The sequence below is a fragment of the Streptomyces tatrensis genome, from assembly GCF_049310065.1.
In the GTDB taxonomy this organism is placed as follows: Bacteria; Actinomycetota; Actinomycetes; order Streptomycetales; family Streptomycetaceae; genus Streptomyces.
On record NZ_JBMDLB010000007.1, the window covers coordinates 1340234 to 1365700 of the forward strand.

24 protein-coding genes, 1 tRNA gene and 1 pseudogene are annotated in these 25467 nt (G+C 73.1%); 16 read left to right on the plus strand and 10 right to left on the minus strand.

Annotation, left to right across the window (positions count from 1 at the left end; all coding sequences use genetic code 11):
- Positions 1 to 67 precede the first annotated feature (67 nt).
- Positions 68 to 301, minus strand: a complete 234-nt coding sequence (locus ACODT5_RS09870; protein WP_422518802.1) for a hypothetical protein — start codon at positions 299 to 301, stop codon at positions 68 to 70.
- 178 nt (positions 302 to 479) lie between these two features.
- Between ACODT5_RS09870 and ACODT5_RS09875 the strand changes: the two genes are divergently transcribed.
- The 4 genes and pseudogenes from ACODT5_RS09875 to ACODT5_RS09890 all read left to right on the plus strand — a co-directional run bounded on the left by ACODT5_RS09875 (position 480) and on the right by ACODT5_RS09890 (position 3792).
- Complete coding sequence (locus tag ACODT5_RS09875) at positions 480 to 1439, plus strand: intradiol ring-cleavage dioxygenase (RefSeq protein ID WP_422518803.1); 960 nt, start codon at positions 480 to 482, stop codon at positions 1437 to 1439.
- Between the two features lie 3 nt (positions 1440 to 1442).
- The gene (locus ACODT5_RS09880) at positions 1443 to 2258 is read left to right on the plus strand and encodes a triphosphoribosyl-dephospho-CoA synthase (RefSeq protein WP_422518804.1); all 816 of its coding nucleotides are present in this window, start codon (positions 1443 to 1445) and stop codon (positions 2256 to 2258) included.
- A gap of 287 nt (positions 2259 to 2545) precedes the next feature.
- Positions 2546 to 3358: pseudogene (locus ACODT5_RS09885) on the plus strand (IS5 family transposase).
- A 221-nt stretch (positions 3359 to 3579) separates the two neighbouring features.
- Positions 3580 to 3792 carry a hypothetical protein gene (locus tag ACODT5_RS09890; protein WP_422519667.1) on the plus strand — a complete coding sequence of 71 codons (213 nt, stop codon included), beginning with the start codon at positions 3580 to 3582 and terminating at the stop codon, positions 3790 to 3792.
- On the opposite strand, the gene ACODT5_RS09895 is transcribed toward ACODT5_RS09890, so the two are convergent.
- Complete coding sequence (locus ACODT5_RS09895) at positions 3714 to 3935, minus strand: helix-turn-helix domain-containing protein (protein ID WP_422518805.1); 222 nt, start codon at positions 3933 to 3935, stop codon at positions 3714 to 3716. The genes ACODT5_RS09890 and ACODT5_RS09895 overlap by 79 nt on opposite strands.
- Before the next feature lie 373 nt (positions 3936 to 4308).
- Here ACODT5_RS09895 and ACODT5_RS09900 point away from each other — a divergent pair, with 373 nt between their 5' ends.
- Both ACODT5_RS09900 and ACODT5_RS09905 read left to right on the plus strand, forming a co-directional pair.
- Entirely contained in the window at positions 4309 to 4617 is a 309-nt protein-coding gene (locus ACODT5_RS09900; RefSeq protein WP_422518806.1) for a hypothetical protein, read from the plus strand.
- Complete coding sequence (locus ACODT5_RS09905; protein ID WP_422518807.1) at positions 4602 to 6248, plus strand: penicillin-binding transpeptidase domain-containing protein; 1647 nt, start codon at positions 4602 to 4604, stop codon at positions 6246 to 6248. Before ACODT5_RS09900 ends, ACODT5_RS09905 begins: the two co-directional genes overlap by 16 nt.
- A gap of 326 nt (positions 6249 to 6574) precedes the next feature.
- Here ACODT5_RS09905 and ACODT5_RS09910 read toward each other — a convergent pair.
- Both ACODT5_RS09910 and ACODT5_RS09915 read right to left on the minus strand, forming a co-directional pair.
- Positions 6575 to 6659: transfer RNA gene (locus ACODT5_RS09910), tRNA-Leu, on the minus strand.
- Positions 6660 to 6833: 174 nt separating this feature from the next.
- Entirely contained in the window at positions 6834 to 7298 is a 465-nt protein-coding gene (locus ACODT5_RS09915; RefSeq protein ID WP_422518808.1) for a hypothetical protein, read from the minus strand.
- A gap of 209 nt (positions 7299 to 7507) precedes the next feature.
- Between ACODT5_RS09915 and ACODT5_RS09920 the strand changes: the two genes are divergently transcribed.
- Positions 7508 to 8716, plus strand: coding sequence for a low temperature requirement protein A (locus ACODT5_RS09920; protein WP_422518809.1), 1209 nt, complete (start codon positions 7508 to 7510; stop codon positions 8714 to 8716).
- On the opposite strand, the gene ACODT5_RS09925 is transcribed toward ACODT5_RS09920, so the two are convergent.
- Positions 8703 to 9644, minus strand: a complete 942-nt coding sequence (locus ACODT5_RS09925) for a beta-ketoacyl-ACP synthase III (protein ID WP_243338920.1) — start codon at positions 9642 to 9644, stop codon at positions 8703 to 8705. The genes ACODT5_RS09920 and ACODT5_RS09925 overlap by 14 nt on opposite strands.
- Before the next feature lie 205 nt (positions 9645 to 9849).
- On the opposite strand from ACODT5_RS09925, the gene fdhD reads away from it, so the two are divergent.
- Positions 9850 to 10683, plus strand: coding sequence for a formate dehydrogenase accessory sulfurtransferase FdhD (gene fdhD, locus ACODT5_RS09930; protein ID WP_385376626.1), 834 nt, complete (start codon positions 9850 to 9852; stop codon positions 10681 to 10683).
- A gap of 89 nt (positions 10684 to 10772) precedes the next feature.
- Here fdhD and ACODT5_RS09935 read toward each other — a convergent pair whose 3' ends face one another.
- The 3 genes from ACODT5_RS09935 to ACODT5_RS09945 form a co-directional block, all read right to left on the minus strand.
- Positions 10773 to 11042, minus strand: a complete 270-nt coding sequence (locus ACODT5_RS09935; RefSeq protein ID WP_422518810.1) for a hypothetical protein — start codon at positions 11040 to 11042, stop codon at positions 10773 to 10775.
- Between the two features lie 145 nt (positions 11043 to 11187).
- The gene (locus tag ACODT5_RS09940) at positions 11188 to 11619 is read right to left on the minus strand and encodes a (2Fe-2S) ferredoxin domain-containing protein (protein ID WP_422518811.1); all 432 of its coding nucleotides are present in this window, start codon (positions 11617 to 11619) and stop codon (positions 11188 to 11190) included.
- A gap of 9 nt (positions 11620 to 11628) precedes the next feature.
- Positions 11629 to 12690 (minus strand): bile acid:sodium symporter family protein, encoded by a 1062-nt coding sequence (locus ACODT5_RS09945; RefSeq protein ID WP_422519614.1) that lies wholly within the window; start codon positions 12688 to 12690, stop codon positions 11629 to 11631.
- Between the two features lie 163 nt (positions 12691 to 12853).
- Here ACODT5_RS09945 and ACODT5_RS09950 point away from each other — a divergent pair, with 163 nt between their 5' ends.
- The 8 genes from ACODT5_RS09950 to ACODT5_RS09985 all read left to right on the plus strand — a co-directional run bounded on the left by ACODT5_RS09950 (position 12854) and on the right by ACODT5_RS09985 (position 24271).
- Positions 12854 to 13705 carry a LysR substrate-binding domain-containing protein gene (locus ACODT5_RS09950; protein WP_422518812.1) on the plus strand — a complete coding sequence of 284 codons (852 nt, stop codon included), beginning with the start codon at positions 12854 to 12856 and terminating at the stop codon, positions 13703 to 13705.
- Between the two features lie 1366 nt (positions 13706 to 15071).
- Positions 15072 to 15719 carry an NADPH-dependent F420 reductase gene (locus ACODT5_RS09955; protein ID WP_422518813.1) on the plus strand — a complete coding sequence of 216 codons (648 nt, stop codon included), beginning with the start codon at positions 15072 to 15074 and terminating at the stop codon, positions 15717 to 15719.
- A gap of 143 nt (positions 15720 to 15862) precedes the next feature.
- On the plus strand, positions 15863 to 17686 hold the full coding sequence (locus ACODT5_RS09960; protein WP_422518814.1) for an AMP-dependent synthetase/ligase: 1824 nt from the start codon (positions 15863 to 15865) through the stop codon (positions 17684 to 17686).
- A 144-nt stretch (positions 17687 to 17830) separates the two neighbouring features.
- On the plus strand, positions 17831 to 19096 hold the full coding sequence (locus ACODT5_RS09965) for an ABC transporter substrate-binding protein (RefSeq protein WP_422518815.1): 1266 nt from the start codon (positions 17831 to 17833) through the stop codon (positions 19094 to 19096).
- Positions 19097 to 19112: 16 nt separating this feature from the next.
- Positions 19113 to 22052, plus strand: a complete 2940-nt coding sequence (locus ACODT5_RS09970; RefSeq protein ID WP_422518816.1) for an ABC transporter permease subunit — start codon at positions 19113 to 19115, stop codon at positions 22050 to 22052.
- Positions 22049 to 22822 (plus strand): ABC transporter ATP-binding protein, encoded by a 774-nt coding sequence (locus tag ACODT5_RS09975; protein WP_422518817.1) that lies wholly within the window; start codon positions 22049 to 22051, stop codon positions 22820 to 22822. Before ACODT5_RS09970 ends, ACODT5_RS09975 begins: the two co-directional genes overlap by 4 nt.
- Before the next feature lie 152 nt (positions 22823 to 22974).
- Positions 22975 to 23823, plus strand: a complete 849-nt coding sequence (locus ACODT5_RS09980) for an aldo/keto reductase (RefSeq protein ID WP_422518818.1) — start codon at positions 22975 to 22977, stop codon at positions 23821 to 23823.
- A 7-nt stretch (positions 23824 to 23830) separates the two neighbouring features.
- Entirely contained in the window at positions 23831 to 24271 is a 441-nt protein-coding gene (locus ACODT5_RS09985; protein WP_422518819.1) for an RICIN domain-containing protein, read from the plus strand.
- Between the two features lie 57 nt (positions 24272 to 24328).
- On the opposite strand, the gene ACODT5_RS09990 is transcribed toward ACODT5_RS09985, so the two are convergent.
- Entirely contained in the window at positions 24329 to 25081 is a 753-nt protein-coding gene (locus ACODT5_RS09990; protein WP_422518820.1) for a class I SAM-dependent methyltransferase, read from the minus strand.
- 23 nt (positions 25082 to 25104) lie between these two features.
- Entirely contained in the window at positions 25105 to 25410 is a 306-nt protein-coding gene (locus tag ACODT5_RS09995; RefSeq protein WP_383954560.1) for a 4a-hydroxytetrahydrobiopterin dehydratase, read from the minus strand.
- Positions 25411 to 25467: the final 57 nt, after the last annotated feature.

Below are 25467 nucleotides of genomic sequence, written 5' to 3' on the forward strand. Positions count from 1 at the left end.
CGAAGCGGTCCCAGGGACGCCTGCTCCGGCTCGGCATGACCGCACCCCACGAGGCAAACGCACCGGATCACCCGGCCCAGTGGTACCTCCCGCCTCCGACCCAACGGATCTCGCCGGGGTCGTCCAGGTCGTGGATCGTGATGCCGGCCGCCGCGGCGGTCAGGACGACGTCCGTCATGGACGTGGCGGTGCCGGCAAGCTGGCCATCGATCTCCACGATGCGGAACGGCGGGTCACCGGGGTGCACCCCGAGCACGGTGACCCGGGCCGGGGAAAGGTAGGGCATGGCGCCTTCGGTCATGCGGACGTCGCCTCCCTTCCACAGCCGGGCCGACGCTTGCAACGGGTCTCATACCGCCCCTGCCCGAATGCGCGGGCGAAAAACCCGAGGGGTCCGCGGGCCCCGTAGAGGCCTGCCCACAGGCTGCTGACAGCCCAGACCCGGCAAGGGCCCAGATTCGCCGCCTAGCGTGCGGCGCATGACACCACAACACGGGGACAAGAGCCTGACCAGGCGGCGTGCGATGGCCCTCGGCGGCGGCGCCGTGGTCGCGGTCGGCGCGGTCGGCGCGGCCGGCTGGAATGCCTTCGGCGTACAGAGCGCCGGGGCCGCGGAAGCCGCCACGGCATCGTCGGCCGTATCGGGTGGCCAGTGCGTCCTGACGTCGAGTGCCACGGAGGGTCCGTATTACCTGGACGGCGCGCTCGTTCGCAAGGACATCACCGAAGGCAAGAAGGGCATTCCCCTGAGCCTGAACATCACCGTCCAGGACACGACGGACTCCTGCAATCCCGTCAAGGGCGCGGCGGTCGAGATCTGGCACTGCGATGCCTGGGGCTACTACTCCGGCTACACCACTGCCAATCCGGGCGGCGGTGCTCCCGAAGAGAGCGAGGACGGCTCCTCCTCCAACGACAAGACGTATCTGCGCGGCTACCAGATCGCGAACGCCAACGGGGTGGTGAAGTTCGAGACGATCATCCCCGGCTGGTACACGCCGCGCACCTGCCACATCCACGTGAAGGTGCACACCGGCGGCCAGAAGGAGGACGGCACCTACGAGGGCGGCAAGACCAACCACACGTGCCAGCTCTTCTTCGACGACGCCACGGCCCAGGCGGTGTTCTCGCTCGACCCGTACGCGCGACACTCCGGTTCGTACACGAAGCTCGACGACGACATGGTCTACGACGGCAAGGGCGCGGCGGGCGGACTGCTGACGCTGGAGCCGCTCCACGCGAAGGACCCGTCGAAGGGATACGCGAGCACGATCGTCCTCGGCATCGACCCGGAGGCCGAGAACACCGGCGCGGGCGGTGGCGGCGGAGGCACGCCCCCCAGCGGTGCCCCTACGGGTACGCCGCCCAGCGGTGCCCCCACGGGAGCTCCCCCCAGCGGCGCTCCCCAGCCCTCCGCCTCACCTCCCACCGCCTCCTGACCGATGCGTCGCGAGGACGAGGCGCTGGCACGGGCCGCGGCGGACGCGCTCGTCGCCACGGCCGAACTGACCCCGAAACCAGGCCTGCCCGACACCCGCGAAGCAGACTTCGGCGCTCAACGCTGGTCTGCCCGCTCGCTGGTGCCCGGCCTCGCGGCGATGGCGGCCGCAGCCCGGCGCACGGGCGAACCCAGCCGCACACTGCGGGCCGAGATCGGGGCCATCGGCCGTTCCACGGAACGCTGCATGTCGCGGGCCACCTGCGGCACGGCCCTCCATCACGGGGCGGTCTGGCCGCTGGGCCTCCTGGTGACGGCCGCCGCTCTCGCCCCGGCCGCCGAACCGAGCGAGTTGCCGGCCCTCGCCGGGCAACTGGCCGCGATCCCCGACGGCCAGGCCCCGCACCGCCCCTCGGCGGGCTCGGCCGCATCGGCCCGGTACGGGGCGGCGGGCGCCCGGGGTGAGGCGCGGGCCGGTTTCCCGCATGTCCGCAAGGCGCTGACGACGCTGTGTACGGCGCGCCACCGCGGTGCGCGGGAACCACAAGCGCGCCTCGATGCGCTGCTCACGGTGATGACCACCCTCCAGGACACCGGTCTGCTTCACGCGGCCGGCCCGCACGGCCTGCGCACGGTGCAGAGCGGCGCCCGGGAGATCATCGAGCACAGCGGAACGGGCACGCCCGGCGGCCACGAGGCCGTGCACGTCTTCGATCACCGCCTGCGCACCCTCGGACTCCGGCCCAGGGGGAGCGCCCACTTGCTGGGGGCGGCGCTGTTCCTGGAGTCCCTCGGCGAAAACGGGCGCCCGCGCGCCTGATCCACCCCACCCCCAACACCCCACCTGACCAGCAGGAGCAGGACGTTCCCAGCGTCCAGCTCCTCGGCGGATTCGTTGGGCGCGGGGTCCGACAGGGTCTCCTGCCGGGACTCTCGGATGGCAGGGTGTCCGAAGGGCTCGGCCGCTAGCTCTTGCCACAGCTCTGCGATCTGCTCAATCTCGCGAGCAGCTTCGAGGAGGGGTCCAACATCCCCGTCTGGCCGATGTTGGCCGGTGGGCATGCCCCTAGGCCGTTTCCTTCAGATCATCGGATCGTTGGTTGATGTATGTCGTTGGCTGATGCCCAGTCGGCGCGCATAGAGCCGTTGCTGCCGGACCGCACGCCGAAGCGGGGCGGGCAGTGGAGGGACCACCGGCAGGTGATCGACGCGATCGCGTTCAAGTACCGCACCGGGACGTCGTGGATGGACCTGCCCGAGCACTTCGGGTCGTGGAAGGGCGCCCACAACCGGCTGCGAATGTGGGCCTCGGAGGGACGTGGGAGAAGGTGTTCACCGCCCTGCTCGCCCGGGCCGACGCCGAGGGCGACCTCGACTGGGTCGTCGCGGTCGACTCCACGATCGTCCGTGTCCACCAGCACGCCGCCGGGCCCGTGAAAAGGGGTCCCGGCCGGCGAGCCGGCCGACCATGCCCTCGGGCGCTCCCGCGGCGGGCTGACCACGAAGATCCACCTCGCGACTGACGGCCGCTGCCGGCCCCTCGCCTTCGTTCTCACGCCGGGACAGGCCGGTGACGCGCCCGCATTCGAGCAGGTCATGGCCCGGTTACGGGTGCCCCGACGGACTGGCCGACCCAGGGTCACACCGGACGTGGTCCTGGCGGACAAGGCGTATTCGTCCCGGGCGATCCGCCGTCATCTGCGGCGGCGTGGGATCCGGGCGGTGATCCCGCAGCCCGCCGACCAGGCCGCCAACCGCAAACGGCTCGGAAGCCGCGGCGGACGTCCGCCGGCCTTCGACCGCGAGGCCTACAAGCAGCGCAACACCGTCGAACGCTGCATCAACAAGCTCAAGCAGTGGCGCGGCCTGGCCACCCGCTACGCCAAGACCGCCGCCATCTTCATCTGGTCAGCGAGGTGATCCGAAAGAAACGGCCTAGAAGTCACCGCCGCCCAGGTCGGCTACTGGGCGGCCCGGGACGCCGACCAGGACACCACCGACGAACAGGCCGCCGCAGGCCTCGGCCTGAGCCCGCGCGCGGCCCGTACCCTGCTGGAGCGCTTCGGCCGCCTCACCCCCTACAGCTGAACCCCGGCCCCGGCAGGAGCGCCCGCAGCATCGAGAGGCGGGCGGAGGCCGCCGTGGGCCTCGTCCGCTTCTGGGCTGAGGACAACGCGACCGCCCGGGAGTTCCCCGGGGCCGAATGGACTGTGGACGAAGAGGCACAGCTGTACGGAGTCGTCGCCGGCGAGGAGGACGCGCAGGCCTGGGCCGACTACCTCGGCATCGACCTCGCCCGCATCAGCGGCTGCCACCGGGCCCGTGCCAACGCTCTTTGGGCCGTCCATCGCTGAACCGTGCGCCGGGACACTCCCAACTCCCGCGCCACCACCTGCTTGGAACTCTTCGCCCACTTGAGCAGCGCAGCGAGCTGCTCCTCAAGGGTGTCTGGTACCGGCCGTGTGTACAGCAGCTTCTCCAGCTCCGCCCCGATCAACCTGACCCTCCGCCCGCCCGCCCCAGTCGTTGCAGCAGGTCTCTCACGTGGCGGAGAGCCAGGTGCTCGGCATCCCGATCTCTCCGCTACGGGATGCCGAGATGCGGCTGGGGGCTGGTCGGTCCATGCCAGCTCGGCCGTGGCGAGGCACGGTCGTGGTCATCGCCCCGGCCTGCTGCGTCAGCGGAGTGACAGCCAGGTGCTGGCGCAGATCACGAGGGTTGCTGCTCCTCTGACGAGGTGAATGCCGGCCTCGTTGCGAATCCGGCGTACAACCTTCGGCATGCCTCGCAGGTCAGAGTCCCCGAAGGTTCCAGCAGGCAGCAGTCGAGCAGGTTGTACAGGGGGATGTGTGAAGGGGTTCAGAACGGCGATGACCGTCATCGGTGCGGCGGTTGCACTCGGGATCGTGGGGACCGCCGTGGCTCCGGTCGCGGCCATCGCCGCGCCGGCCGCGCGGGCGGCTGTCGTCGCGGGCGCGGTGCCGGATGCCTGGGTGGAGGTGTCCAACGGCACCCATTTCCGGGTGATGGTGGGCGACCACAACGTCGCGCCGACGCGGGTGGACGTGCGGCCCGTGGGCAGTGACCACGTCGACACCGACGCCCAGCACTTCGCTTCCACCAGCCACACTGTCTACCTGGACGTCAGGGGAGGGGCTGCACCATGCGCAGCGGAGTGAAGACCGCCTTCGTCGGCGGCGTGTTCGTCCTGGTGGCGGGCGGGGTGGGGTTCGCGGGCTACGAGTTGCTGGGCGGGGACTCGGACGGTGCGGGCCTCGGTGGCGCGGACGCCGCGGCGCTGAACGCGTCCGGGTCCGGGAAGGTTACGGCCGAGGAGGTCGAGCGGACATCGCGGGACTTCCTGGCGGCGTGGGCCCGCGGGGACGCGGACGCGGCGGGGACGCTGACCGACGACCCGGCGGCGGCCGCGGAGGCGCTGCGCGGCTTCCGGGAGACCGGGCACGTGGAGAACGCCGTGGTCACGCCGGGCGCGGCGAGCGGCGCCACGGTGTCGTACACGGTGAAGGCGACCATCAGTTTTAAGGGGCACGAGAAGGAGCTGGCGTACGCCTCGGAGCTGACCGTGGTGCGGGGCAAGAGCAGTGGGCGGGCGCTGGTGGACTGGCGGCCGGCGGTGCTGCACCCGAAGCTGATCGAGGGCGCGACCCTGCGGACCGGTGAGGCGAAGAGGGGCTCGATCCAGGCGTTGGACCGCGAGGGCCGGGAGCTGACCGCCGAGAAGTACCCGTCGCTGGCCCCCGTGCTGGACACCCTGCGTACCCGGTACGCGGACGGGGCCGCAGCCGAGCCCGGCGTCGAGACCTGGATCGAGCCGGCCGACGCCGACGCGCCGAACCGGACGCTGCTCACCCTCGTCAAGGGAAAGACGAAGAAGGTCCAGACGACGCTGGACGCCGACGTACAGGCCGCCGCCGAGCAGGCGGTGAAGAAGTACGACCGGGCCTCGGTGGTCGCCGTCCGGCCCAGCACCGGCGAGATCAGCGCGGTCGCCAACAGCCCGGCCGGCGGGTTCAACGTGGCGATGGAGGGGGCGCAGGCCCCCGGCTCCACGATGAAGGTCGTGACCGCGGCGATGATGCTGGAGCACGGCCTGGTCGGCGGACCGGCCTCCCCGGTCGAGTGTCCGAAGGAGGTGACCTGGTCGGGCACGACCTTCCACAACAACAAGAACTTCTCCATCGCGAACGGCACCTTCCGGGACAGCTTCCGCCGCTCCTGCAACACCTTCTTCATGAAGGCGCTGGGCCCGCTGAACGCCAAGGGCGTGGAGGACACCGCCCTGAGCCGGACGGCCCGCAAGTACTTCGGCCTGGGCGGGGTGTGGTCTATCGGGATCGTCTCCACCGACGCCGGCATCCCGGTCTCGAAGGGCCCCGAGACGGCCGCCTCCTACATCGGCCAGGGCAAGGTCACCATGAACGCCCTCAGCGTCGCCTCCCTCTCGGCGACGGTGAAGAACGGCGCGTTCCGCCAGCCGGTGATCGTGCCCAGGGAGATGATCAAGGGCGAGCTGACCACCGCCCAGCCGCTGCCCGGGAACATGGCCGCCACCCTGCGCAGCGTGATGGGCGCCGCCGCGACCGACGGCACCGCCGCCAAGGCGATGTCCGCGGTCAGCGGCGACAAGGGAGCCAAGACCGGGTCGGCCGAGGTCGATGGGCAGAGCGACTCCAACAGCTGGTTCACCGGCTACGCGGACGACCTGGCCGCCGGCTCGGTCGTCCAGTCCGGCGGCTACGGCAGCGGGCCGGCGGGCGACGTCGTCGCGTCCGTGCTGAACGCACGGTAGGGCGGAGACGGTCCGGTCGGCAGCGCGGAGACGGCCGGACGGGCCGAGGCGGGGGCCGACTCGGCCGCGCGCAGCCCGCACGCGGCGGACGCGCCCCCGCCGGAGCCGCAGGGCTGAGCGCCGGCGGGCGGCCCGTGGGGACGTGGTTCGCGTGGCCGGGAGGGCTGACGTTGGCGCCCCACCCCCCACACCCCACCTGAGCAGGAAAAATAGATCTGGCCCCCTGCGACTCGCAGGGGGCCAGATCACGTTCACGCACAACAACAGAGCCGGTCAAAGCGACATTACGTCGCTTTGACCGGCTCTGTTTGGTCGGTTGACCTCTGTGTCCGAGGGGGGACTTGAACCCCCACGCCCGATAAAGGGCACTAGCACCTCAAGCTAGCGCGTCTGCCATTCCGCCACCCGGACTAGGTGGTCGGCCCCGGTTTCCCGCGGCGACATGGACAACAATAGCAAAGGTTCGGCGGGGTTCCGACCAGGCATTTCGCCCGGCCCGAGTCCGACGCGCCGCGCTGACCTGCAGGCATGTCCCGGGCCCGGTGCGCGGGCCCGGTCGAGACGACGCGTCTCGCGAGCTGGGGCCTAGGGAGCGGCATTGGTGCGCTCGCCCGCCACCAGGTCCTCCTGGTGCTGCCAGGCGTAGAAGGTGTCGCCACCGTCCATGTAGCCGTAGTACGTACCGCAGCGCAGGCTCGCCTTGCCCCGGGCGTCCTTCGGGAACCAGGCCGCCCCGATCTGTATCTCCTTGGCCTGGGAGGCGGGCACCGTCTCGCAGCGGGCCGGGGGCTTGCCGCCCGGGAGGGTCGCCTTCAGCAGGCGCTCGCCGCCCGTGGTCTTCATCGAGTACGAGACCGACTTCGCGTCGTCCGCCAGCCAGCGCGGGACGGAAGTGCGCGCGGCCTTCGCCTCGGCGCCCGTCGCGTAGGAGCTCGTCTGCTGGTGCCGGTTCGCGAGCCAGTCGTTGGCGGCCGGTACGGCGATCGCCGCGGCGATCCCGATGCCGGCGACGGTCCCGGCAGTGATCAGGGCTACCTTTTTGCGACTCATGCGGAACTTGCTCCTCTTGCTGGCGGTTTGCGTCCTTCCATCCTCCGAGTCCTCGCGCGCCGATCCGTCAGCCCGCCGGGCGGGATCGCCGTACCTCTCAAGTCGCACGACGGAGCACCGGGGCCTCCCGAATGCTGATACCCGTTGGACAGCGGCGTCACGAGGCGATCGGATGGGCGCCGCATGTTTGAGTCCAGGGGGAATCACATATGGAATCCGAGCATCGCGTCAGCACGCTGGAGCTCTTCTTCGACCTCGTCTTCGTCTTCACCATCACCCAGCTGACGGTGCTGCTCGCGGACGACCTCACCCTCCGCGGTGCCGGGCGGGTGCTGCTGATCTTCACGGTGCTGTTCTGGATGTACGGCGGCTACGCGTACCTGACCAATCAGGTGCCGCCCGACCGGCCCGTGCGCCGCTTGCTGATCCTGCTCGCCATGGGGGCGTTCCTGGTGTGCGCCCTGGCCGTGCCGACGGCCTTCGGGGACGGCGGGGTCGCCTTCGGGCTCGGCTACCTGGTCGTCGTGATCACGCACAGTGCGCTGTACAGCCAGGCCCACGGGCGCGGGGTGCTGTGGTTCGCGCTGCCGAACGCGCTGTCCGCGCTCTCGGTGACGGCCGCCGGGCGGTTCGACGGGGCGGCGGCCCTCGGGCTGTGGGGGCTGGCGCTTCTGTTCCAGTTCGTCACGCCCGCCATCTCGCGGCGGGCGACGGCCTCCGGGGCCGAAGCCGCCGAGGGGACGACCATCGAGGAGCAGCTCGGCGGGATCGGCGCCGCGCACTTCGTGGAACGGCACGGACTGCTGCTGATCATCGTGTTCGGCGAGTCGATCATCGCGGTCGGCATCGGTGTGGGCTCGCTGCCGCTGACCTTCGGGATCATCGTCGGCGCGTTCCTGACGCTGGCCGTCGGGGCGGCGCTGTGGTGGATGTACTTCGTGCGCGACGAGGGGCGCGCCGAGCACGTCTTCGCGGGCTGTCCCCCGGACCGGCGTTTCAAGCTGGCGCTGCGCGCGTACTACTACTGCTTCATCCCGATGCTGCTGGGCATCGCCGCCTTCTCGGCAGGCGTGAAGAAGAGCATCGGGCACCTGGGCGAGCAGCTGCCGACCGGACCCGCCCTCGCGCTCGCGGGCGGGGTCGCCTGCTATCTGGCCGGGGACGTCGCCTTCCGGCTGGTGCTGGGGATCCGGCCGGTACGGTTCCGCGCGCTCGCGGTGGTACCCGTACTGGCGACCGCCGCGGCGGGCATGCGGATCGGCGCGGTCTGGCAGCTGACGGCGCTGGTCCTGGTGCTCGTGGCCGCGCTGGCGGCGGAGTCCCGCGCCACGGGCACCGACCCGGCGGGTGACCCGAAGGCGGCCGAGCCCGCGACGGGGACCGCCACGGGCTCCGGCCCCGGTGTCACGGGCAGCTGATGACCTGGCCGGCGTAGGAGAGGTTGCCGCCGAAGCCGAAGAGGAGGACGGGCGCCCCGGAGGGGATCTCGCCGCGCTCGACCAGCTTGGACAGGGCCATCGGGATGGAGGCGGCCGAGGTGTTGCCGGAGTCGACCACATCGCGGGCGACGACGGCGTTGACGGCGCCGATCTTCGCGGCGAGCGGCTCGATGATCCGCAGGTTCGCCTGGTGGAGGACGACCGCGGCCAGGTCCTCGGGGGTGATCCCGGCCTTCTCGCAGACCTTGCGGGCGAGCGGGGGGAGCTGGCTGGTGGTCCAGCGGTAGACGGACTGGCCCTCCTGAGCGAAGACCGGCGGCGAGCCCTCGATGCGGACCGCGTTGCCCATCGAGGGGACCGAGCCCCACAGGACGGGGCCGATTCCGGGCTCCTCGCAGGCCTCGACCACGGCCGCGCCGGCGCCGTCACCGGTCAGGACGCAGGTGGTGCGGTCGCTCCAGTCGGTGATCTCGGTCATCTTGTCGGCCCCGATGACCAGCGCCCGGGTGGCGGCGCCGGCCCGGATCGCGTGGTCGGCGGTGGCCAGGGCGTGGGTGAAGCCCGAACAGACGACGTTGATGTCCATCACGGCGGGGCTGGAGCCCATGCCCAGCTTGGCCGCGACACGGGCGGCCATGTTGGGGGAACGGTCGATCGCGGTGGAGGTGGCGACGAGGACGAGGTCGATGTCGTCCGGGGTCAGGCCGGCGCTCGCGAGGGCCTTCCCCGCGGCCTGGTAGGCCAGCTCGTCGACCGGCTCGTCGGGTCCGGCCATGTGCCGGGTCTTGATCCCGACGCGGGACCGGATCCACTCGTCGTTGGTGTCCACCATGGCGGCGAGGTCCTCGTTGGTGATCACCTTCGAGGGTTGGTAGTGCCCTAGCGCCACCACGCGTGAACCGGTCATGGGCGGGGTCCCCCCTTGTAAGGCAGTCAGGATTTACCAGCTTTGCCTGCTACTGATGGGTACAAGGGCGCGTGACCCGACAGGATTCAGTGCCCGGAATTTGGAGCTTCCCGAGGGTCCTCCAGCCGGGGAAGGGGCCCGGAGCCGATCCTGGAGAATGGGTGTTCCAGGTGTACGGCAAGAACAGAACAGGTGGGCTGATCACATGGGACGGGTCACCGAACGCCGTCGCGTCGTCCGGATCCGGGGCGGCGTGGCAGGGGCCCGGGCGGACACGCTGGTGGCCGAAGAGCCGCTGGAGATACGGCTGAACGGCAAACCGCTGGCCATCACGATGCGCACCCCGGGTGACGATTTCGCGCTGGCCGTGGGCTTCCTCGCCAGCGAGGGGGTGCTCGCCTCGGCCTCGGACGTCCGGGCCGTGACCTACTGCGAGGGCGCCGCCGAGGACGGAACGAACACCTACAACGTGGTGAACGTACAGCTCGCCGCCGGAGTTCCGGTGCCGGACATCACGCTGGAGCGGAACGTCTACACCACCTCCTCGTGCGGCCTGTGCGGGAAGGCCAGCCTGGACGCGGTGCGCACCGCGACCCGGTTCCCGGGGCTCGCGGACGATCCCGTACGGGTGGGCGCGCGCGTCCTCGGGGAGCTGCCGGACCTGCTGCGCGCGGAGCAGAAGGTCTTCGAGCGCACGGGCGCCCTGCACGGCGCCGGGCTGTTCTCGGCGGGGGGCGAGCTGATCGACGTACGGGAGGACGTGGGGCGGCACAACGCGGTGGACAAGATCGTCGGGCGGGCGCTGCAAGCCGGGCGGCTGCCGCTGGCGGGTTCGGTGCTGCTGGTGTCGGGGCGGGCTTCGTTCGAGCTGGCGCAGAAGGCCGTGATGGCGGGCATCCCCGTACTGGCGGCCGTATCCGCTCCGTCCTCGCTCGCGGTGGACCTGGCGCTGGAGTCGGGGCTGACGCTGGTCGGGTTCCTGCGGGGCGGGGACATGAACATCTACGCGGGCGAGGAACGGATCGACCTGACGGCGTGAGCCGCGGGCCGGCGGGCGCCGACGGGGCGGGCGGGGGCCGACGGAGGGGCGGGGGCCGACGCGCGGACCCCGCCCCTGCCCCGCACGGGCTACTTGTCGGCCAGGTGACCCGCGCCGGTGCGCTCGGTGCCCACCGGGGCGTTGATGGTCTGGCTGTACGGGTTGTCCTTGGACGCGGGCTCGATCTTCTTCGCGGCGACGTGCGGGGTGCCCGCCGGGGCCTCGATCGTGCGGCTGTGGGAAGAGCCGTCCTTCGCGGAGCCGGCGCCGTTGTCCGCGGCGTGGGCGGCCCCGCCGATGGCGAGGGTGGCGAGCAGGGCGGCGGCGGAGGCGGCGACGATGCGCTTGCTGAGCTTCATGAGGGGGCTCCCTGGTGGTTCGGGGTTTCTTGCTGACACCCAGAACCTAGAAGAACCGGACATTTCCTCGCTCTAACGCTTTCCGCCCCCGAACCCCCTCCGCCCTTACTCCGCCCCCATGCCGCACCCCCGTCCTGCGCCCCGGTCAGCGCTTGCGGCGGCCGCGGCGGGAGGCGGGCTCGGCCGGCTTCGGCTCCGGGGGGTCGATGCGGTGGAGGTCGAGGGTCGCCGGGAGCGGGGTGGCTCCGGGGCCGCCCGCCTCGGCCCAGGCGATGACCTCGTCGGTGGCGGTGTCGTCCAGGGCCCAGCCGAACCAGACCGCCCGGGCGCCCCGGCGGCGGGCCTCAGTGGTGGGCTGGACCACGATGACGTTGGCCTGCGCGCAGGGGCCGAGGCAGTCGCTCGTACGGACGGCCAGGCGCCCGTCGGAGGCCGCCGCGGCCTCGCGCAGCCGGGCCAGCTGCCCCGCGTGGTCGGTGCCGGGGTTCTTGCGGGGGTCGCCGCAGCAGCAGCCCCGGCAGACCACCAGGGTGCAGGGGCGCGGGGCGTGGGCGGAGAGCGGGCGTATCCAGGTCACCGCCGCACGTTACCGGGCCTGCGGGACCGGGTGTTGGGGGCCGTGCGAGACCTCCGCCACATGCCCGGCGGCGCGTTCGGGCCGCTCCGTGGCCTGTGGGGCCTGCGGGTCCCGTGCCCGGCGGCGGGCCAGTACCGCGCAGACCATCAGCTGCATCTGGTGGAAGAGCATCAGCGGCAGCACGGCGAGGCTCGCCTGGGGGCCGAACAGCACGCTGGCCATGGGGAGTCCGGCGGCCAGGCTCTTCTTCGACCCCGCGAACTGGATGGCGATCCGGTCCTCGCGGGTGAAGCCGAGGCGCTGTGCCCCGTACCAGGTGGCCGCCAGCATCACGGCGAGGATGACCGCCTCCACGGCCATCAGCCCGCCGAGGCGCGGGAGGCTGACCTGGCGCCAGATCCCGGCGACCATGCCCGCGCTGAAGGCGGTGTAGACGACGAGCAGGATCGAGCCGCGGTCGACGCGGCCGAGCACCTTCTTGTTCCGGACGAGGAAGCCGCCCACCCAGGGGCGCAGGGCCTGACCGAGGAGGAAGGGCAGGAGCAGCTGGAGGACGATCTTCACCAGCGAGTCGGAGGAGAAGCCGCCCGCGCTGTTGCCGAGCAGGCCGGCCGCGAGGAGGGGGGTCAGGAAGATGCCGATGAGGCTGGAGAAGGAGCCCGCGCAGATCGCGGCGGGGACGTTGCCGCGGGCGATCGAGGTGAAGGCGATGGAGGACTGGATGGTGGAGGGGACCAGGCAGAGGAAGAGCAGGCCGCTGTAGAGCGGCGGGGTGAGGACGCTGGGCACCAGGGCGTGCGCGGCGAGGCCCAGGAGGGGGAAGAGGAGGAAGGTCGAGGCGAGCACGGTGAGGTGGAGCCGCCAGTGGCGCATGCCGTCGAGGGCCTCGCGGGTGGAGAGCCGGGCGCCGTAGAGGAAGAAGAGTAGGGCCACGGCCGCCGTGGAGGTGACCTCGGCCGCGGAGGCGGCCGCGCCGCGGGCGGGCAGCAGGGCGGCGAGGCCGACGGTGGCGAGCAGACCCATGATGAACGGGTCCACGGGGAGCCGGGCGGGGAGGTGCGGGCGGCGCATGGGGATGCTCACTTGCTGAGGTCGGCGGGAGGCGGGGCGGGGCGGGGCGGGACCGGCCTCGACTGATCCCTCTCATTCTCGGGGGCGGGGTGGTGATCGGGAAACCCGTACACCGCTCTCACTGTCATCACGGAACGTGATGAGCGGGAGTAGGGTGGGCGGTGTGTACGACCCCGTTCAGCTGCGCACCTTCCTCACCGTCGCCCAGACCCTGAGCTTCACGCAGGCCGCCGCCCGGCTCGGCGTGCGCCAGTCCACGGTCAGCCAGCACGTGCGCCGGCTGGAGGAGGCCACGGGCCGGCCCCTCTTCCTGCGCGACACGCACAGCGTGGAACTCACCGAGGACGGCGAGGCGCTGCTCGGCTTCGCCCGCTCGATCCTGGAGGCGAACGAGCGCGCGGCTGCCTTCTTCGCGGGCACCCGGATCCGGGGCCGGCTGCGCTTCGGCGCCTCGGAGGACTTCGTGCTGACCCGGCTGCCGGAAATCCTGGAGGCCTTCCGGCACGAGCACCCCGAGGTGGAGCTGGAGCTGTCCGTGGAGCTGTCGGGGACCCTGCACGAGCGGCTGGACGCGGGGCGGCTGGACCTCGTACTCGCCAAGCGGCGCGGGGACGGGGACGAGCGGGGCCGGCTGGTGTGGCGGGACCGGATGGTGTGGATCGGGGCGGAGGGGCTGCGGGTGGACCCGGACCGGCCGGTGCCGCTGATCGTCTTCCCGCCGCCGGGGATCACGCGGGCGCGGGCGCTGGACGTGTTGCAGGCGGACGGGCGGCCGTGGCGGATCGCCTGTACGAGCGGCAGCCTGAGCGGCCTGATCGCGGCGGCGCGGGCGGGACTGGGCGTGATGGCCCACACCCGGGGCCTGATCCCGCCGGGGCTGGTCCGCATCGGCGGCCTCCCGGACCTTGGAACGGTGGAGTTCGCCCTCCTGCGGGGCGCCCGCGGCTCCGCCGCCGCGGAAGCCCTGGCCGCGGCGATCCTGTCGGGCGCGGACCGCCTGACGCGGGCGGCGTAGGGGGCTCGCGCAGCGGGGGGCACGGCTTCGCAGCCGGGGCCGCACGCAAGGCGCCGGGGGCCGCGCAGACGGGGCGGAACCAAAGTGCCGGAGGCGAATGGACCCCCATCCGAGATCCGGGACCACGAGCCGGGGCCGGGCACGGCACCGAAGCCACGTAGCCGGAGGCCGGGGCCCGAGGCCGGGGCCCGAGGCCGGGGCCGGGCCGGAGGCCGGGGCCCGAGGCCGGGGCCGGGCCGGAGGCCGGGGCCCGAGGCCGGGGCCGGGCCGGAGGCCGGGGCCCGAGGCCGGGGCCGGGCCGGAGGCCGGGGCCCGAGGCCGGGGCCGGGCCGGAGGCCGGGGCCCGAGGCCGGGGCCGGGCCGGAGGCCGGGGCCCGAGGCCGGGGCCGGGCCGGAGGCCGGGGCCCGAGGCCGGGGCCGGGCCGGAGGCCGGGGCCCGAGGCCGGGGCCGGGCCGGAGGCCGGGGCCCGAGGCCGGGGCCGGGCCGGAGGCCGGGGCCGGGCCGGAGGCCGGGGCCGGGCCGGAGGCCGGGGCCGGGCCGGAGGCCGGGGCCGGGCCGGAGGCCGGGGCCGGGCCGGAGGCCGGGGCCGGGCCGGAGGCCGGGGCCGGGCCGGAGGCCGGGGCCGGGCCGGAGGCCGGGGCCGGGCCGGAGGCCGGGGCCGGGCCGGAGGCCGGGGCCGGGCCGGAGGCCGGGGCCGGGCCGGAGGCCGGGGCCGGGCCGGAGGCCGGGGCCGGGCCGGAGGCCGGGGCCGGGCCGGAGGCCGGGGCCGGGCCGGAGGCCGGGGCCGGGCCGGAGGCCGGGGCCGGGCCGGAGGCCGGGGCCGGGCCGGAGGCCGGGGCCGGGCCGGAGGCCGGGGCCGGGCCGGAGGCCGGGGCCGGGCCGGAGGCCGGGGCGGAGTCACGGGGGGAATCTCCAGTCGTCCGACCGGGTCCGGGCAGCGCCCGGGGAACGGTGGAAGGGCGGGTAGGGGACCGGCCCCGCAGGGTACGCGTCCGCGCGGGAGCCCCGCGGGCGTGGCCCCTCCGCGGCGCCGCGCCCGCCGCGCCCGTCGAGTCCGCCGCGCCCGCCGCGCCCTCCGCGGCGCCGCGCCCGCCGCGCCCGCCGCGGTGAGCGTCGCCGACGGCCCAAGCCGGCCGGCCCGGGCGGAGCCGCCCGGACGCCGTGGCCGTACGCCGCTGGCCGGGCGCCTCCGCGATGGAGTCGATCGCCGCCCCAAGCCCGCCCCGAGGATCCCCCGGCCTGGGAGCCAGGACGCCCCGGCGGGCCGGATGTGCTGCCGTTCGCGGCGGCGTGCGTTTAGGGTCTGCGTACGCCAACCAGTCGTGGTTCGGCGGGAATTCGTACGGAACGAGCAGGGGGACCCACGTGAAGATCGCGGTGCTGGGGACGGGTGAGGTCGGGCAGCGGCTGGCGGGGAAGCTCGTGGAGGTCGGGCACGAGGTCACGATGGGGTCCCGTACGGCGGACAACGCCGATGCCGCACGGTGGGCTGCCGGAACGGGCGGTGCCCACGGGACCTTCGCCGAGGCCGCCGCCACCGCCGAGCTCGTCGTCAACGCGACCGGCGGGCTGGTCTCGCTCGCCGTGCTGGAGGCCGCCGGGGCCGGCAACCTCCGGGGGAAGACCGTCGTCGACGTCTCCAACGCGCTGGACTTCTCCGAGGGGTTCCCGCCCAAGGTGGTCACCCCGGACGGCCACAGCGTCGCCGAGCAGCTCCAGAAGGCCTTTCCCGGGGCGCGGATCGTCAAGACGCTCAACACCATGAACAACGCCGTCATGGTCGAGCCCGGCCGGGTGCCGGGCCACCACACCGTGTTCGTGAGCGGGGACGACGCCGACGCCAAGGCCGAGACCACCGCGCTGCTGCGCTCCTTCGGCTGGGCGCCCGAGCAGATCACCGATCTCGGCGACCTGTCGAGCGCCCGCGCCACCGAAGCACTGATGGCCTTGTGGCTGCGCCTCTACGGGGTGCTCGGCCCGGTGGACTTCAACCTTTCCGTGGTCACCGCCTAGAACGCGCCCTTGACGCGCTCAGGAGGCGCTCAGGACGCGCCCCGGGCGCGCCGCTGGGGAGGTCTTGTGGAGGTCTCCCTTCCGTGATCACCAGTGCGTGGGCGTGGGATAGCGTCGCCGCGCCGTACGGAGAGGAGCGGGCCTTGCACGAGATCACCGTCCCACCGGTCGTCACGGGCTCACCCGTCGGCGGTCTGGCCGACGCCGTCTTCCAGCACGCACACGAGGACCCCGGCCGGGTCGTGCTCGGCCGCAAGTCGGGCGGGGTCTGGGAGGACGTGACCTCCGGCGAACTGGCCTCCGAGGTGCTCGGGCTCGCCAAGGGGCTGCTCGCGCAGGGCATCCGCTTCGGGGACCGGGTCGCGATCATGTCCCGTACCCGGTACGAGTGGACGCTCTTCGACTTCGCCTTGTGGGCGATCGGCGCCCAGCCGGTCCCCGTCTACCCCTCGTCCTCCGCCGAGCAGGTGCACTGGATCCTCTACGACTCCGAGTGCACGGCTTGTGTGGTGGAGGACGAGGACCAGGCCATGACCGTCGGGTCGGTGATCGACCGGCTGCCGGTGCTGCGCCGGCTGTGGCAGCTGGACGCGGGCGCCGTGGACGGGCTCGTCGAGGACGGGCTCCAGGTCGCCGAGGACGTCGTGCACCGCCACCGCGGCGCCGTGACGCCCGATGCGACGGCCACCGTCATCTACACCTCGGGGACCACCGGACGCCCCAAGGGCTGTGTGCTGACCCACGGCAATTTCATGTTCGAGGCCGACACGATGGTGACCCGCTGGGAGTCCGTCTTCCGGGCCGGGCCCGGTGAGCAGCCGTCCACCCTGCTCTTCCTGCCGCTCGCCCACGTCTTCGGGCGGATGGTGGAGGTGGCGGCCGTCCGTGCCCGGGTCAAGCTGGGGCACCAGCCGGTGCTGGCGGCGGCCGAACTGCTGCCGGACCTCGCCGCGTTCCGGCCCACGTTCGTGCTCGGTGTGCCGCACGTCTTCGAGAAGGTCTTCGCCGGCGCCCGCCGCAAGGCGGAGACGGAGGGCCGGACGGGGCCCTTCGACCGGGCGGTGGAGACGGCCGTACGGTACGCGGAGGCGCGCGAGCAGAAGGCGTTCGGCACCGGGCCGGGGCCCTCGGCAAAGCTGCGCATGGAGCACCAGCTCTTCGAGAAGCTGGTGTACGGGAAGGTCCGCGAGGCGCTGGGCGGCCGGGTGCGGCACGCCATGTCGGGCGGCTCCGCGATGTCGCGCCGACTGGGGCTGTTCTTCGACGGCGCCGGGGTGACGGTCTTCGAGGGGTACGGGCTCACCGAATCCTGCGCGGCGGCCACCGCGAACCCGCCCGGGGCCGTCAAGTACGGCACCGTCGGGCAGCCGATCCCCGGCGGTACGGTGCACATCGCCGGCGACGGGGAGATCTGGCTGTACGGCGCGCACGTCTTCTCCGGGTACCTGAACGACCCGCCCGCCACGGAGGCCGTCCTGCGGGACGGCTGGCTGGCGACGGGGGACCTGGGCCGTCTCGACTCGGACGGGTACCTCACGATCACGGGGCGCAAGAAGGAGATCCTCGTGACCTCCAACGGCAAGAGCGTGGCCCCGGCCGCCCTGGAGGAGCGGGTCCGCTCGCACCCGCTCGTCTCCCAGTGCGTGCTGGTGGGCAACGACCGGCCGTACATCGCGGCCCTGCTCACCCTGGACATGGAGGGGGTCGCGCACTGGATGGCGATGCGGGGCCGCCCCCAGCTGCCGGCGGCGGACCTGGTGCTGGACCCCGATCTGACGGCGGAGGTCCGCCGGTCGGTGGTGGCGGCCAACACCCTGGTCTCCCAGGCCGAGTCGATCCGCACGTTCCGCGTCCTGGCCGAGCAGTTCACCGAGGAGCGGGGGCTGCTGACGCCCTCGCTGAAACTGAAGCGCCGGGCCATAGAGAAGGTCTACGCCAAGGAGGTGGCGGCCCTCTACCAGTCCTGACGGACGCCACCGGCACGGTGCTGCGCGATCACGCCGACAGTCCGAACCGTTACCTGACGGGCCGTCACTTTACTTGTCGTTGATATTGACGATGCGTCAGGTCGCGCACAGAATGCGGGGATTCCGACCGGAGGGGATCCACACATGTTGCGACCGATCCGCACCCTGGCCGCCGCGGCGGCAGCGCTCGCGCTCGTCTCCGCCTGCAACTCCGCCTCCAACGGCGCCTCCACCGACAAGCCGGGAGTGGCCGGCGGCAACTCCCGCGGGGTGACCGCCGACTCGGTCAAGGTCGGCGGCATCGTGTCGATGACCAGCGCCAGCGGCTACAGCAAGAAGGCCACCGACCTCGGGGCGAAGGCCCGCTACATGAGGGCCAACGCCGAGGGCGGGATCAACGGCCTCAAGATCGACTACATCGGCGCCGAGGACGACGGGCAGGACCCCGCCAAGAACCTGGCCGCGGCCCGCAAACTCGTCCAGCAGGACAAGGTCTTCGCGATCGCCCCCATGAGCTCGGTCACCTTCACCGGCGCCGACTTCCTGGAGCAGGAGAAGGTACCCACCTTCGGCTGGGGCACGCTCCCCTCCTTCTGCGGACCCAAGTACATCTACGGGTTCAACGGCTGCCTCGTCCCCACCCCCGGCGGCACCATCAACCAGACCTGGCCCGAGGGCATCGGCCAGATCCTCGGCGGCGCCGCGGGCAAGTCGGTCGCGATCATCGCCAACGACAGCGACGCCGGAAAGTTCGGCGTGCGCACCTTCCAGCAGGGCTTCACCAGCGCCGGGTTCAAGGTCTCCTACGCCAAGGCCTCGGTGCCCGGCACCGCCGTGCCGAGCGACTGGTCGGCGTACGTCAAGGAGATCCTCGAGAGCAACGACGGCAAGGCCCCGGACGCGGTCGTCTCCGTCATGCAGACCCCCAACAACATCGGGCTGTTCACCTCGCTCAAGCGCAGCGGGTACAAGGGCCTGCTCTCCGACCCGACCGACTACGACCCGGGTCTGCTCGCCAAGGACGCCACCAAGCAGGCCCTCGACGGCGTGCACGTCCTGCTCCAGTTCGAGCCGTTCGAGTCGACGAACCCGAAGATGGCCCAGTTCAAGGCCGACATCAAGGCCGCGTCGGGCGGGCTGGACGTGCCGCTCAACATGCACATGATGACCGGGTACATGTCGGCCGACCTGTTCGTGTCCATCGCGCAGAAGGCGGGCAAGGGCCTGACCGTCGAGTCCTTCCAGGCCGCCGCGCAGGGCTTCTCCGACACCGACACCCTCGTCGGCAACCGCGCGGAGCCCAAGGGCCAGAAGGACAGCTTCGGCTGCGGGGCGCTCGTCCAGCTGAGGAACGGCGCGTACGAGGTCTCCGTACCGTTCAAGTGCTACGAGCCCATCCCCTTCAAGTAGGGGTACGGGAAACCGAATGGGAGATCTGCTCGCCTTCGTACTGAGCGGTCTGGTGTCCGGCGCCCTGTACGCACTGCTGGCCACCGGGCTGGTGCTGTCGTACTCGGCGTCCGGGCTGTTCAACTTCGCGCACGGGGCCACCGCCTACCTGTGCGCGCTCACCTTCTACGAGCTGCACTCCGGGCTCGGCTGGCCGGCCGTCCCGGCGGCGCTGCTGGTGGTCCTCGTCCTGGCGCCCGGTCTCGGGTGGGCGCTGGACCGGCTGATGTTCCGTCGGCTCGCGCAGGTCGGCGAGACGGCGCAGATCGTGGCCACCATCGGGCTCCTGGTGGCCCTGCCGGCGGCCGGGCTCTGGACGGTGGAGCTCCTGACGGACGCGGGAGCGCCGCTCAAGCCTGCGGAGAACCAGTTCGGGCTGCCGGGGGTGGGGCCGAGCCCCGCCGTCTCCTGGCAGCTCACCTCCGACGTGGGCATCGACTCCGACCAGCTGATCACCTGGGTGGCCACGGCCCTGGTGGCCGTCGCCCTGTGGGTGCTGATGCGGCACACCCGGCTGGGGCTGCGGCTGCGGGCCGCCGTCGACAACCGCTCGCTCACCGAGCTGCGCGGGATCGACGCCGACCGGCTGTCCTCGGTGGCGTGGATGATCGCATCGGGGCTGGCCGGGCTGGCGGGGGTCCTGGCGACCCCGCTGCTCGGGCTGTCCGCGCACGATTTCACGCTGTTCCTGTTCGTGTCGGCCACCGCGGCCGTGATCGGGCGGTTCGCCTCCGTCCCGCTCGCCTTCGCGGGCGGGCTCGGGCTCGGGGTCCTGCAGAACCTGGTCGTCGGCTACGCGTCCTTCGCCGACTCCATCACCGGCTTCAGGACGGCCGTACCCTTCCTGATCCTCTTCGGGGGGCTGCTGGTGCTCACCCGGCGGGCCCGGGCCGCCGGGACCGCCGCCGTGGACGTGGCCTCGCCGGACCATCTGGCCGGGGCCCCGTGGATGCGGCGCTGGGGGGTGTGGGCCGCGGGCGCGGTCCTGCTGGGCACGGCCTTCTACACCGTGACCACCCCCTTCTGGAGCGGGCTCCTCGCCCAAGGGCTCGCGCTGGCCCTGGTGTTCATGTCCTTCACCGTGGTGACCGGGCTCGGGGCGATGGTGTCCCTGGCCCAGGGCACCTTCGTGACCGGGGCCGCGCTGGTGGCCGGACTGCTGATGAGCCGCGGCTGGCCGTTCTTCGCGGCGCTGGCGGTCGGCACGTGCGTGGCCGCCCTGCTGGGCGCACTGGTCGCACTGCCCGCGCTACGGCTCGGCGGGCGCTCCCTGGCGCTGGCGACGCTGGCCCTGGCCTTCCTGGCGGACCAGGTGCTCTTCCAGATGCGGTGGCTGCGCAACGGGGACTCCGGGTGGTCGATCCCGCGCCCCGTCATCGGGCCGGTGGACCTGTCCGACGACCGGGCGCTGGGGGTGGCCCTGCTCGTCCTGGTCGCGGCGGTCGCCGCCGGGCTGAGCGCGCTGCGGAACTCCCCCTCGGGCCGGGCGATGCTCGCCGTGCGGTCGGCCCCCGCGGCCGCGATGGCCTCCGGGGTGTCCGTGCTGCGGACGAAGCTGCTGCTGTTCACGCTGTCGGCGGGGCTGGCCGGCTTCGGGGGCGTGATGTACGCCTCGTACAACACCCGCATCACCGCTACGGACTTCACGGCGATGACCGGGCTGGTGTGGCTGGCGGTGGTCGTCGCGGCGGGCGTGCGCAGGCCGCAGTACGCGGTGGTGGCGGGGCTGGTCTTCGCGGTCGCTCCGCGGGTGATGGCGGACTACGTGACGGAGTCGGCTCACCTGCCGGTGATCCTGTTCGGCCTGGCGGGGTTGGCCCTGGCCAACGATCCCGACGGGTACTGCGCGGCGGTGCCGGTGCGGCTGGCCCGGCGGCGGGCCGTTGCCTTGGCCTCCGCCGGAGCCGGAGCCGTTGCCTTGGCCTCCGCCGGGGCCGGGGCCGTCGCCTTGGCCGCCGGTGCCGGAGCCGGGGCCGGAGCCGGAGCCGTTCCCGCGGCTCGGGTCGGCGGCGGAGTCGGGGTTGGCCCTGCGGGGCTTTCCCCCACCCCGCCCCTTCCCGAAACCGGGCTCCGCCCGGACCCCTCGGGGGCTCCGCCCCCGGACCCCCGCGCCTCAAACGCCGGCGAGGCTGATCTCGCCGGGGGCTGGGGGGAACCGCCGCCCGCAGGGCGAGCACCCGCAGCCGGGGGCACCCCGGCGCCACCGGCGGAGCCGTCCGCGGAGCTGCCCGCGCTGGAGTTGCGCCGCATCACCGCCGGGTACGACGGGGGGCTCGTCCTGCACGGGGTGGACCTCGTCGTGCGGCGCGGGGAGATCCTCGCCGTGCTCGGGCCCAACGGGGCCGGGAAGAGCACCGCCTGCCGGGTGGCGGCCGGAGCGCTGGCCGTCGCCGGCGGGACCGTCCACGTGGGCGGGCGGGACGCCACCCGCGACGGCGCAGTCGGCCGCTCCCGGGCGGGAGTGCTGCTCGCGCCCGAGGGCCGGGGGATCTTCCCCTCGCTCAGCATCGAGGAGAACCTCGCCCTCTACCTGGGGAACGCGGACGAACGGGACGCCGTCTACGACCGGTTCCCCCGGCTCCGCGAGCGGCGCACCCTCTCCGCCGGGTCGTTGTCCGGCGGGGAACAGCAAATGCTGGCCCTCGCACCGCTGTTGCAGCGACCACCCGCAGTGCTGATCGCGGACGAACCCTCCCTCGGGCTCGCCCCGCGCGTGGTGGACGAGGTGTACGGGCTCCTCATGGAGCTCCGCGCCGCCGGCACCGCGCTACTGCTGGTGGAGGAGAAGGCGGCCGAGATCCTCGGGATCGCCGACACCGTCGCCTACCTCTCGCAGGGCCGGGTCTCCTGGTGCGGCCCGCGCTCCGAGGTGGAGGCGGACCGGCTGACCGAGGCCTACCTGGGGATGGCGACATGAGAGAGGACCCCTATGTGCTGGAGGCCCGCGGCGTCAGTGTCCGGTTCGGCGGGGTCAGGGCGCTGACGGGCGTGGACCTCGGGATCCGGGCCGGCGAGGTGTGCGGGCTGATCGGGCCGAACGGGGCGGGGAAGACCACCCTGTTCGACGTGCTGTCCGGGATCCGGCGGCCCGACCAGGGCCGGATGCTGCTCGACGGGGTGGACGTCACCCGGCGCTCCCCCGTCTGGCGGGCCCGGCACGGGATGCGCCGGACCTTCCAGCGCCAGCAGCTGTTCGGGCAGCTCAGCGTGGCCGACAACGTCCTCGTCGCGCAGGAGTGGCGGGGCGGGGGCGGCGGTTTCGCCGCCGATCTGGTCGCCTCGCCCACCCGGCGCCGCCGGGAGCGGGAGCGGCGGGAGCGGGCCGCGCAGGTGCTGGCCGACTGCGGCATCGGCGCGCTCGGGGACGCGTACGCCGGCGGTCTGCCGGTGGGGCGGGCCCGGATGGTGGAGCTGGCCCGCGCCGTGGCCGATCCGCCCCGGGTGCTGCTCCTGGACGAGCCCGCGTCGGGCATGTCCGCGCCCGAACGCGAGCAGCTGGCGGCGGTCGTGCGCCGGCTGGCCGGGGAGGAGGGCTGCGCGGTGCTGCTGGTCGAGCACAACGTCGCCTTCGTGATGGACCTCTGCACCCGGGTGGTGGTCCTGGACCTGGGCACCGTGCTCGCCGAGGGCACGGCCGCCGAGGTGCGGGCCAACGCGCTGGTCCGGGAGGCGTACCTGGGGGCGTAGCGCCGCGCGTTTGTTTCCGCCGTACGAATTCACCCGTACGGCGGGAATAGGCCACGCCGGGGCCCGGTTGTCGCCGGTCGTACGGGCATGCGCACCAGTGTCCGTACGGCATTCAGCACCCGCACCAGCGACGACCAGAGGGAACGACCGACGTGAATCAGGTCCCCGGCATCAAGCTCAACAACGGCACGCTCATGCCCCAGCTCGGCTACGGCGTCTGGCAGGTTCCGGACGCCGAGGCCGAGCAGGCCGTCCGGACGGCTCTGGAGGCGGGTTACCGCAGCATCGACACGGCCGCCATCTACGGCAACGAGGAGGGCACCGGCAAGGCCATCGCCTCCGCCGGGGTGCCGCGCGAGGAGCTCTTCGTCACCACCAAGCTGTGGAACGGGAAGTCCGAGACCTGGGGCCGGGACAACGTGCTCCGCGAGTTCGACGCCTCGCTCGCCAAGCTGGGCCTCGACGAGATCGACCTGTACCTGATCCACTGGCCGCGCCCGATGCGCGACGACTTCCTCGCCATCTGGAAGACCTTCGAGGAGATCGCGCAGAGCGGCCGCGCCAAGGCCGTCGGCGTGTCCAACTTCCGCCCCGCCGACCTGGATCGGCTCGGCGCCGAGAGCTCCCTGGTGCCGGCCGTGAACCAGATCGAGCTGCACCCGCTGCTCCCCCAGACCGAGCTGCGCGCCCTGCACGCGCGCCTGGGCATCGCCACCGAGGCCTGGTCCCCGCTCGGCCAGGGCAAGGACCTGCTCACCCTGCCCGCCGTCACCGCGATCGCCGCCAAGCACGGCCGCTCGGCCGCGCAGGTGGTCCTGCGCTGGCACCTCCAGCTGGGCAACGTCGTGATCCCGAAGTCCGTGACCCCGGCGCGGATCCGGGAGAACCTGGACGTCTTCGGCTTCGAGCTGGATGCCGGGGACGTGGCGGCGCTGGACGCGCTCGGTGCGGGTTCGGCGGGCCGCCGGATCGGTCCCGACCCGGCCGAGTTCGACTACTGAGCCGCCGGTGAGCGAGCCGACGAGAGGGACGAAGGCGCCCGACGGCGTGTACCTGATCCGCAATGCCGCCAGCGGGCTGCTGCTCCAGGTCGAGGGCGGCAACCGGGTCTGGGTCGGGCCGGACGGCGAGCCGGCCGCGGCCCGGCGGTGGGAGATCACCCCGGTGCACAGCGGCGGCGGGATCTTCCACCTGGTCAGCGTCCACAACGGCAAGCGGCTCGATGTCGCGAACGCCTCGACCGAGAGCGGCACCCGGGTCCAGGTGTGGAGGGCGAACGCCTTCGGGGCGCAGGAGTGGGTCGTGGAGGAGCACCTCGACGATCCCGGCGTGGTCTCGCTGATCGCCGCCATCAGCGGTCTGCCGCTGGAGGCGGACGCGGAGGGCCGGGCCCGGCAGTGCGAGGACACCGACTCCCCGGCGCAGTGGTGGCGCCTGGAACCCGCCTGAGGCGTGGGCGGGGACAGGGGGCGGGGGCAGCGAAGCCCCCTGTCCCCCGCCCGCCCGTCAGGCCCGTACGAAGCCGCGCAGCCGGTACGTCGGCTCCGCGCGCGGGGTGTCCGGTCCGGGCAGGAGTTCCAGCCGGTCCGCGAGTTCGCGCGGGGTGATGCCGCGCGGGTGGACCCGGGAGGCGTACCGGCCGGCGAGCAGCGCCTCGGCGGCCCCGCGCGGGGTGCGGCCCTGGCCGTGGCCGGTGAAGAGGGTTTCGCCGGCGGGGTACAGGCCCACCGCGGCCGCGTGGCCGGTGACGGCCTGGGCGGAGTCGGCGGGGGTGGCGGTGAGGTGCTCGGCGAGCACCGCGTCGATGTCACTGCCCACGTCGTGGGCGACGTCCTTGTCGACGGTGGTGACGAACACCCCGCCGGGCCGCAGCACCCGCCCGGCCTCCGCGATCACGGCGGCCACCAGGCCCGGTGAGCGCAGCAGGTGCAGCAGCCAGACCGCGCTGACCGCGTCGAGCGAACCCGGGCGGAACGGGAGCCGGGTCCCGGAGGCGAGGACCACCGGGACCCCCCGGGAGCGCGCCATGGCGGCCATCCCGTACGAGGCGTCCGCGCCGAGGACGCGCAGCCCCGGGCGGGCGGCGGCGATGCGGGTGGTGACGATGCCCGTGCCGCAGCCGAGGTCGAGCAGGGTGACGGTGTCCGGCGGGAGCAGGCCGAGGACCGCCGCGGCGGCGGCCTCGGCGCGCGGGACCCCGCCGCGGGTGGCGTCGTAGGCCTCGGCTTCGGCGTCGTAGTCGAGGAGCGGTCTCGGCATGGGCATGGGTGGTGCTTCCGGCATCAGGCGGCGCCGTGGGCGGGGGCCAGGGATTCGACGCGCTCGGCGAGGGCGAAGTCGGCGTCGGTCACGGAGTCTCCGGCGTCGTGCGTGTTCACGGAGAGGCGGACCGTGTTGTAGCCGAGGGTGAGGTCGGAGTGGTGGTTCAACTCCTGCTGCACGCTGGCGATGTGGCTGACCAGCGCACTCGCCGCGAAGTGGCTGCCCAGCCGGTAGGTCCGGATGATCCGGTCGTCCTCGAAGGCCCAGCCGGGGAGTTCCCTCAGCCGGTCCTCGATCTCCTTCTGCGAAAGCGGCTCTCTCGACACCCGCAGGCTCCTTCCCCGTAGACGACGTACACGGCGTACACGACTGCCCGATTGACC

Coding starts and splice junctions, on each gene's coding strand:
- ACODT5_RS09870 (WP_422518802.1), bottom strand. CDS start 301: ATGACCGAAGGCGCCATGCCCTACCTTTCCCCGGCCCGGGTCACCGTG.
- ACODT5_RS09875 (WP_422518803.1), top strand. CDS start 480: ATGACACCACAACACGGGGACAAGAGCCTGACCAGGCGGCGTGCGATG.
- ACODT5_RS09880 (WP_422518804.1), top strand. CDS start 1,443: ATGCGTCGCGAGGACGAGGCGCTGGCACGGGCCGCGGCGGACGCGCTC.
- ACODT5_RS09900 (WP_422518806.1), top strand. CDS start 4,309: ATGACCGTCATCGGTGCGGCGGTTGCACTCGGGATCGTGGGGACCGCC.
- ACODT5_RS09905 (WP_422518807.1), top strand. CDS start 4,602: ATGCGCAGCGGAGTGAAGACCGCCTTCGTCGGCGGCGTGTTCGTCCTG.
- ACODT5_RS09915 (WP_422518808.1), bottom strand. CDS start 7,298: ATGAGTCGCAAAAAGGTAGCCCTGATCACTGCCGGGACCGTCGCCGGC.
- ACODT5_RS09920 (WP_422518809.1), top strand. CDS start 7,508: ATGGAATCCGAGCATCGCGTCAGCACGCTGGAGCTCTTCTTCGACCTC.
- ACODT5_RS09925 (WP_243338920.1), bottom strand. CDS start 9,644: ATGACCGGTTCACGCGTGGTGGCGCTAGGGCACTACCAACCCTCGAAG.
- fdhD (WP_385376626.1), top strand. CDS start 9,850: ATGGGACGGGTCACCGAACGCCGTCGCGTCGTCCGGATCCGGGGCGGC.
- ACODT5_RS09935 (WP_422518810.1), bottom strand. CDS start 11,042: ATGAAGCTCAGCAAGCGCATCGTCGCCGCCTCCGCCGCCGCCCTGCTC.
- ACODT5_RS09945 (WP_422519614.1), bottom strand. CDS start 12,690: ATGCGCCGCCCGCACCTCCCCGCCCGGCTCCCCGTGGACCCGTTCATC.
- ACODT5_RS09965 (WP_422518815.1), top strand. CDS start 17,831: ATGTTGCGACCGATCCGCACCCTGGCCGCCGCGGCGGCAGCGCTCGCG.
- ACODT5_RS09970 (WP_422518816.1), top strand. CDS start 19,113: ATGGGAGATCTGCTCGCCTTCGTACTGAGCGGTCTGGTGTCCGGCGCC.
- ACODT5_RS09975 (WP_422518817.1), top strand. CDS start 22,049: ATGAGAGAGGACCCCTATGTGCTGGAGGCCCGCGGCGTCAGTGTCCGG.
- ACODT5_RS09990 (WP_422518820.1), bottom strand. CDS start 25,081: ATGCCGAGACCGCTCCTCGACTACGACGCCGAAGCCGAGGCCTACGAC.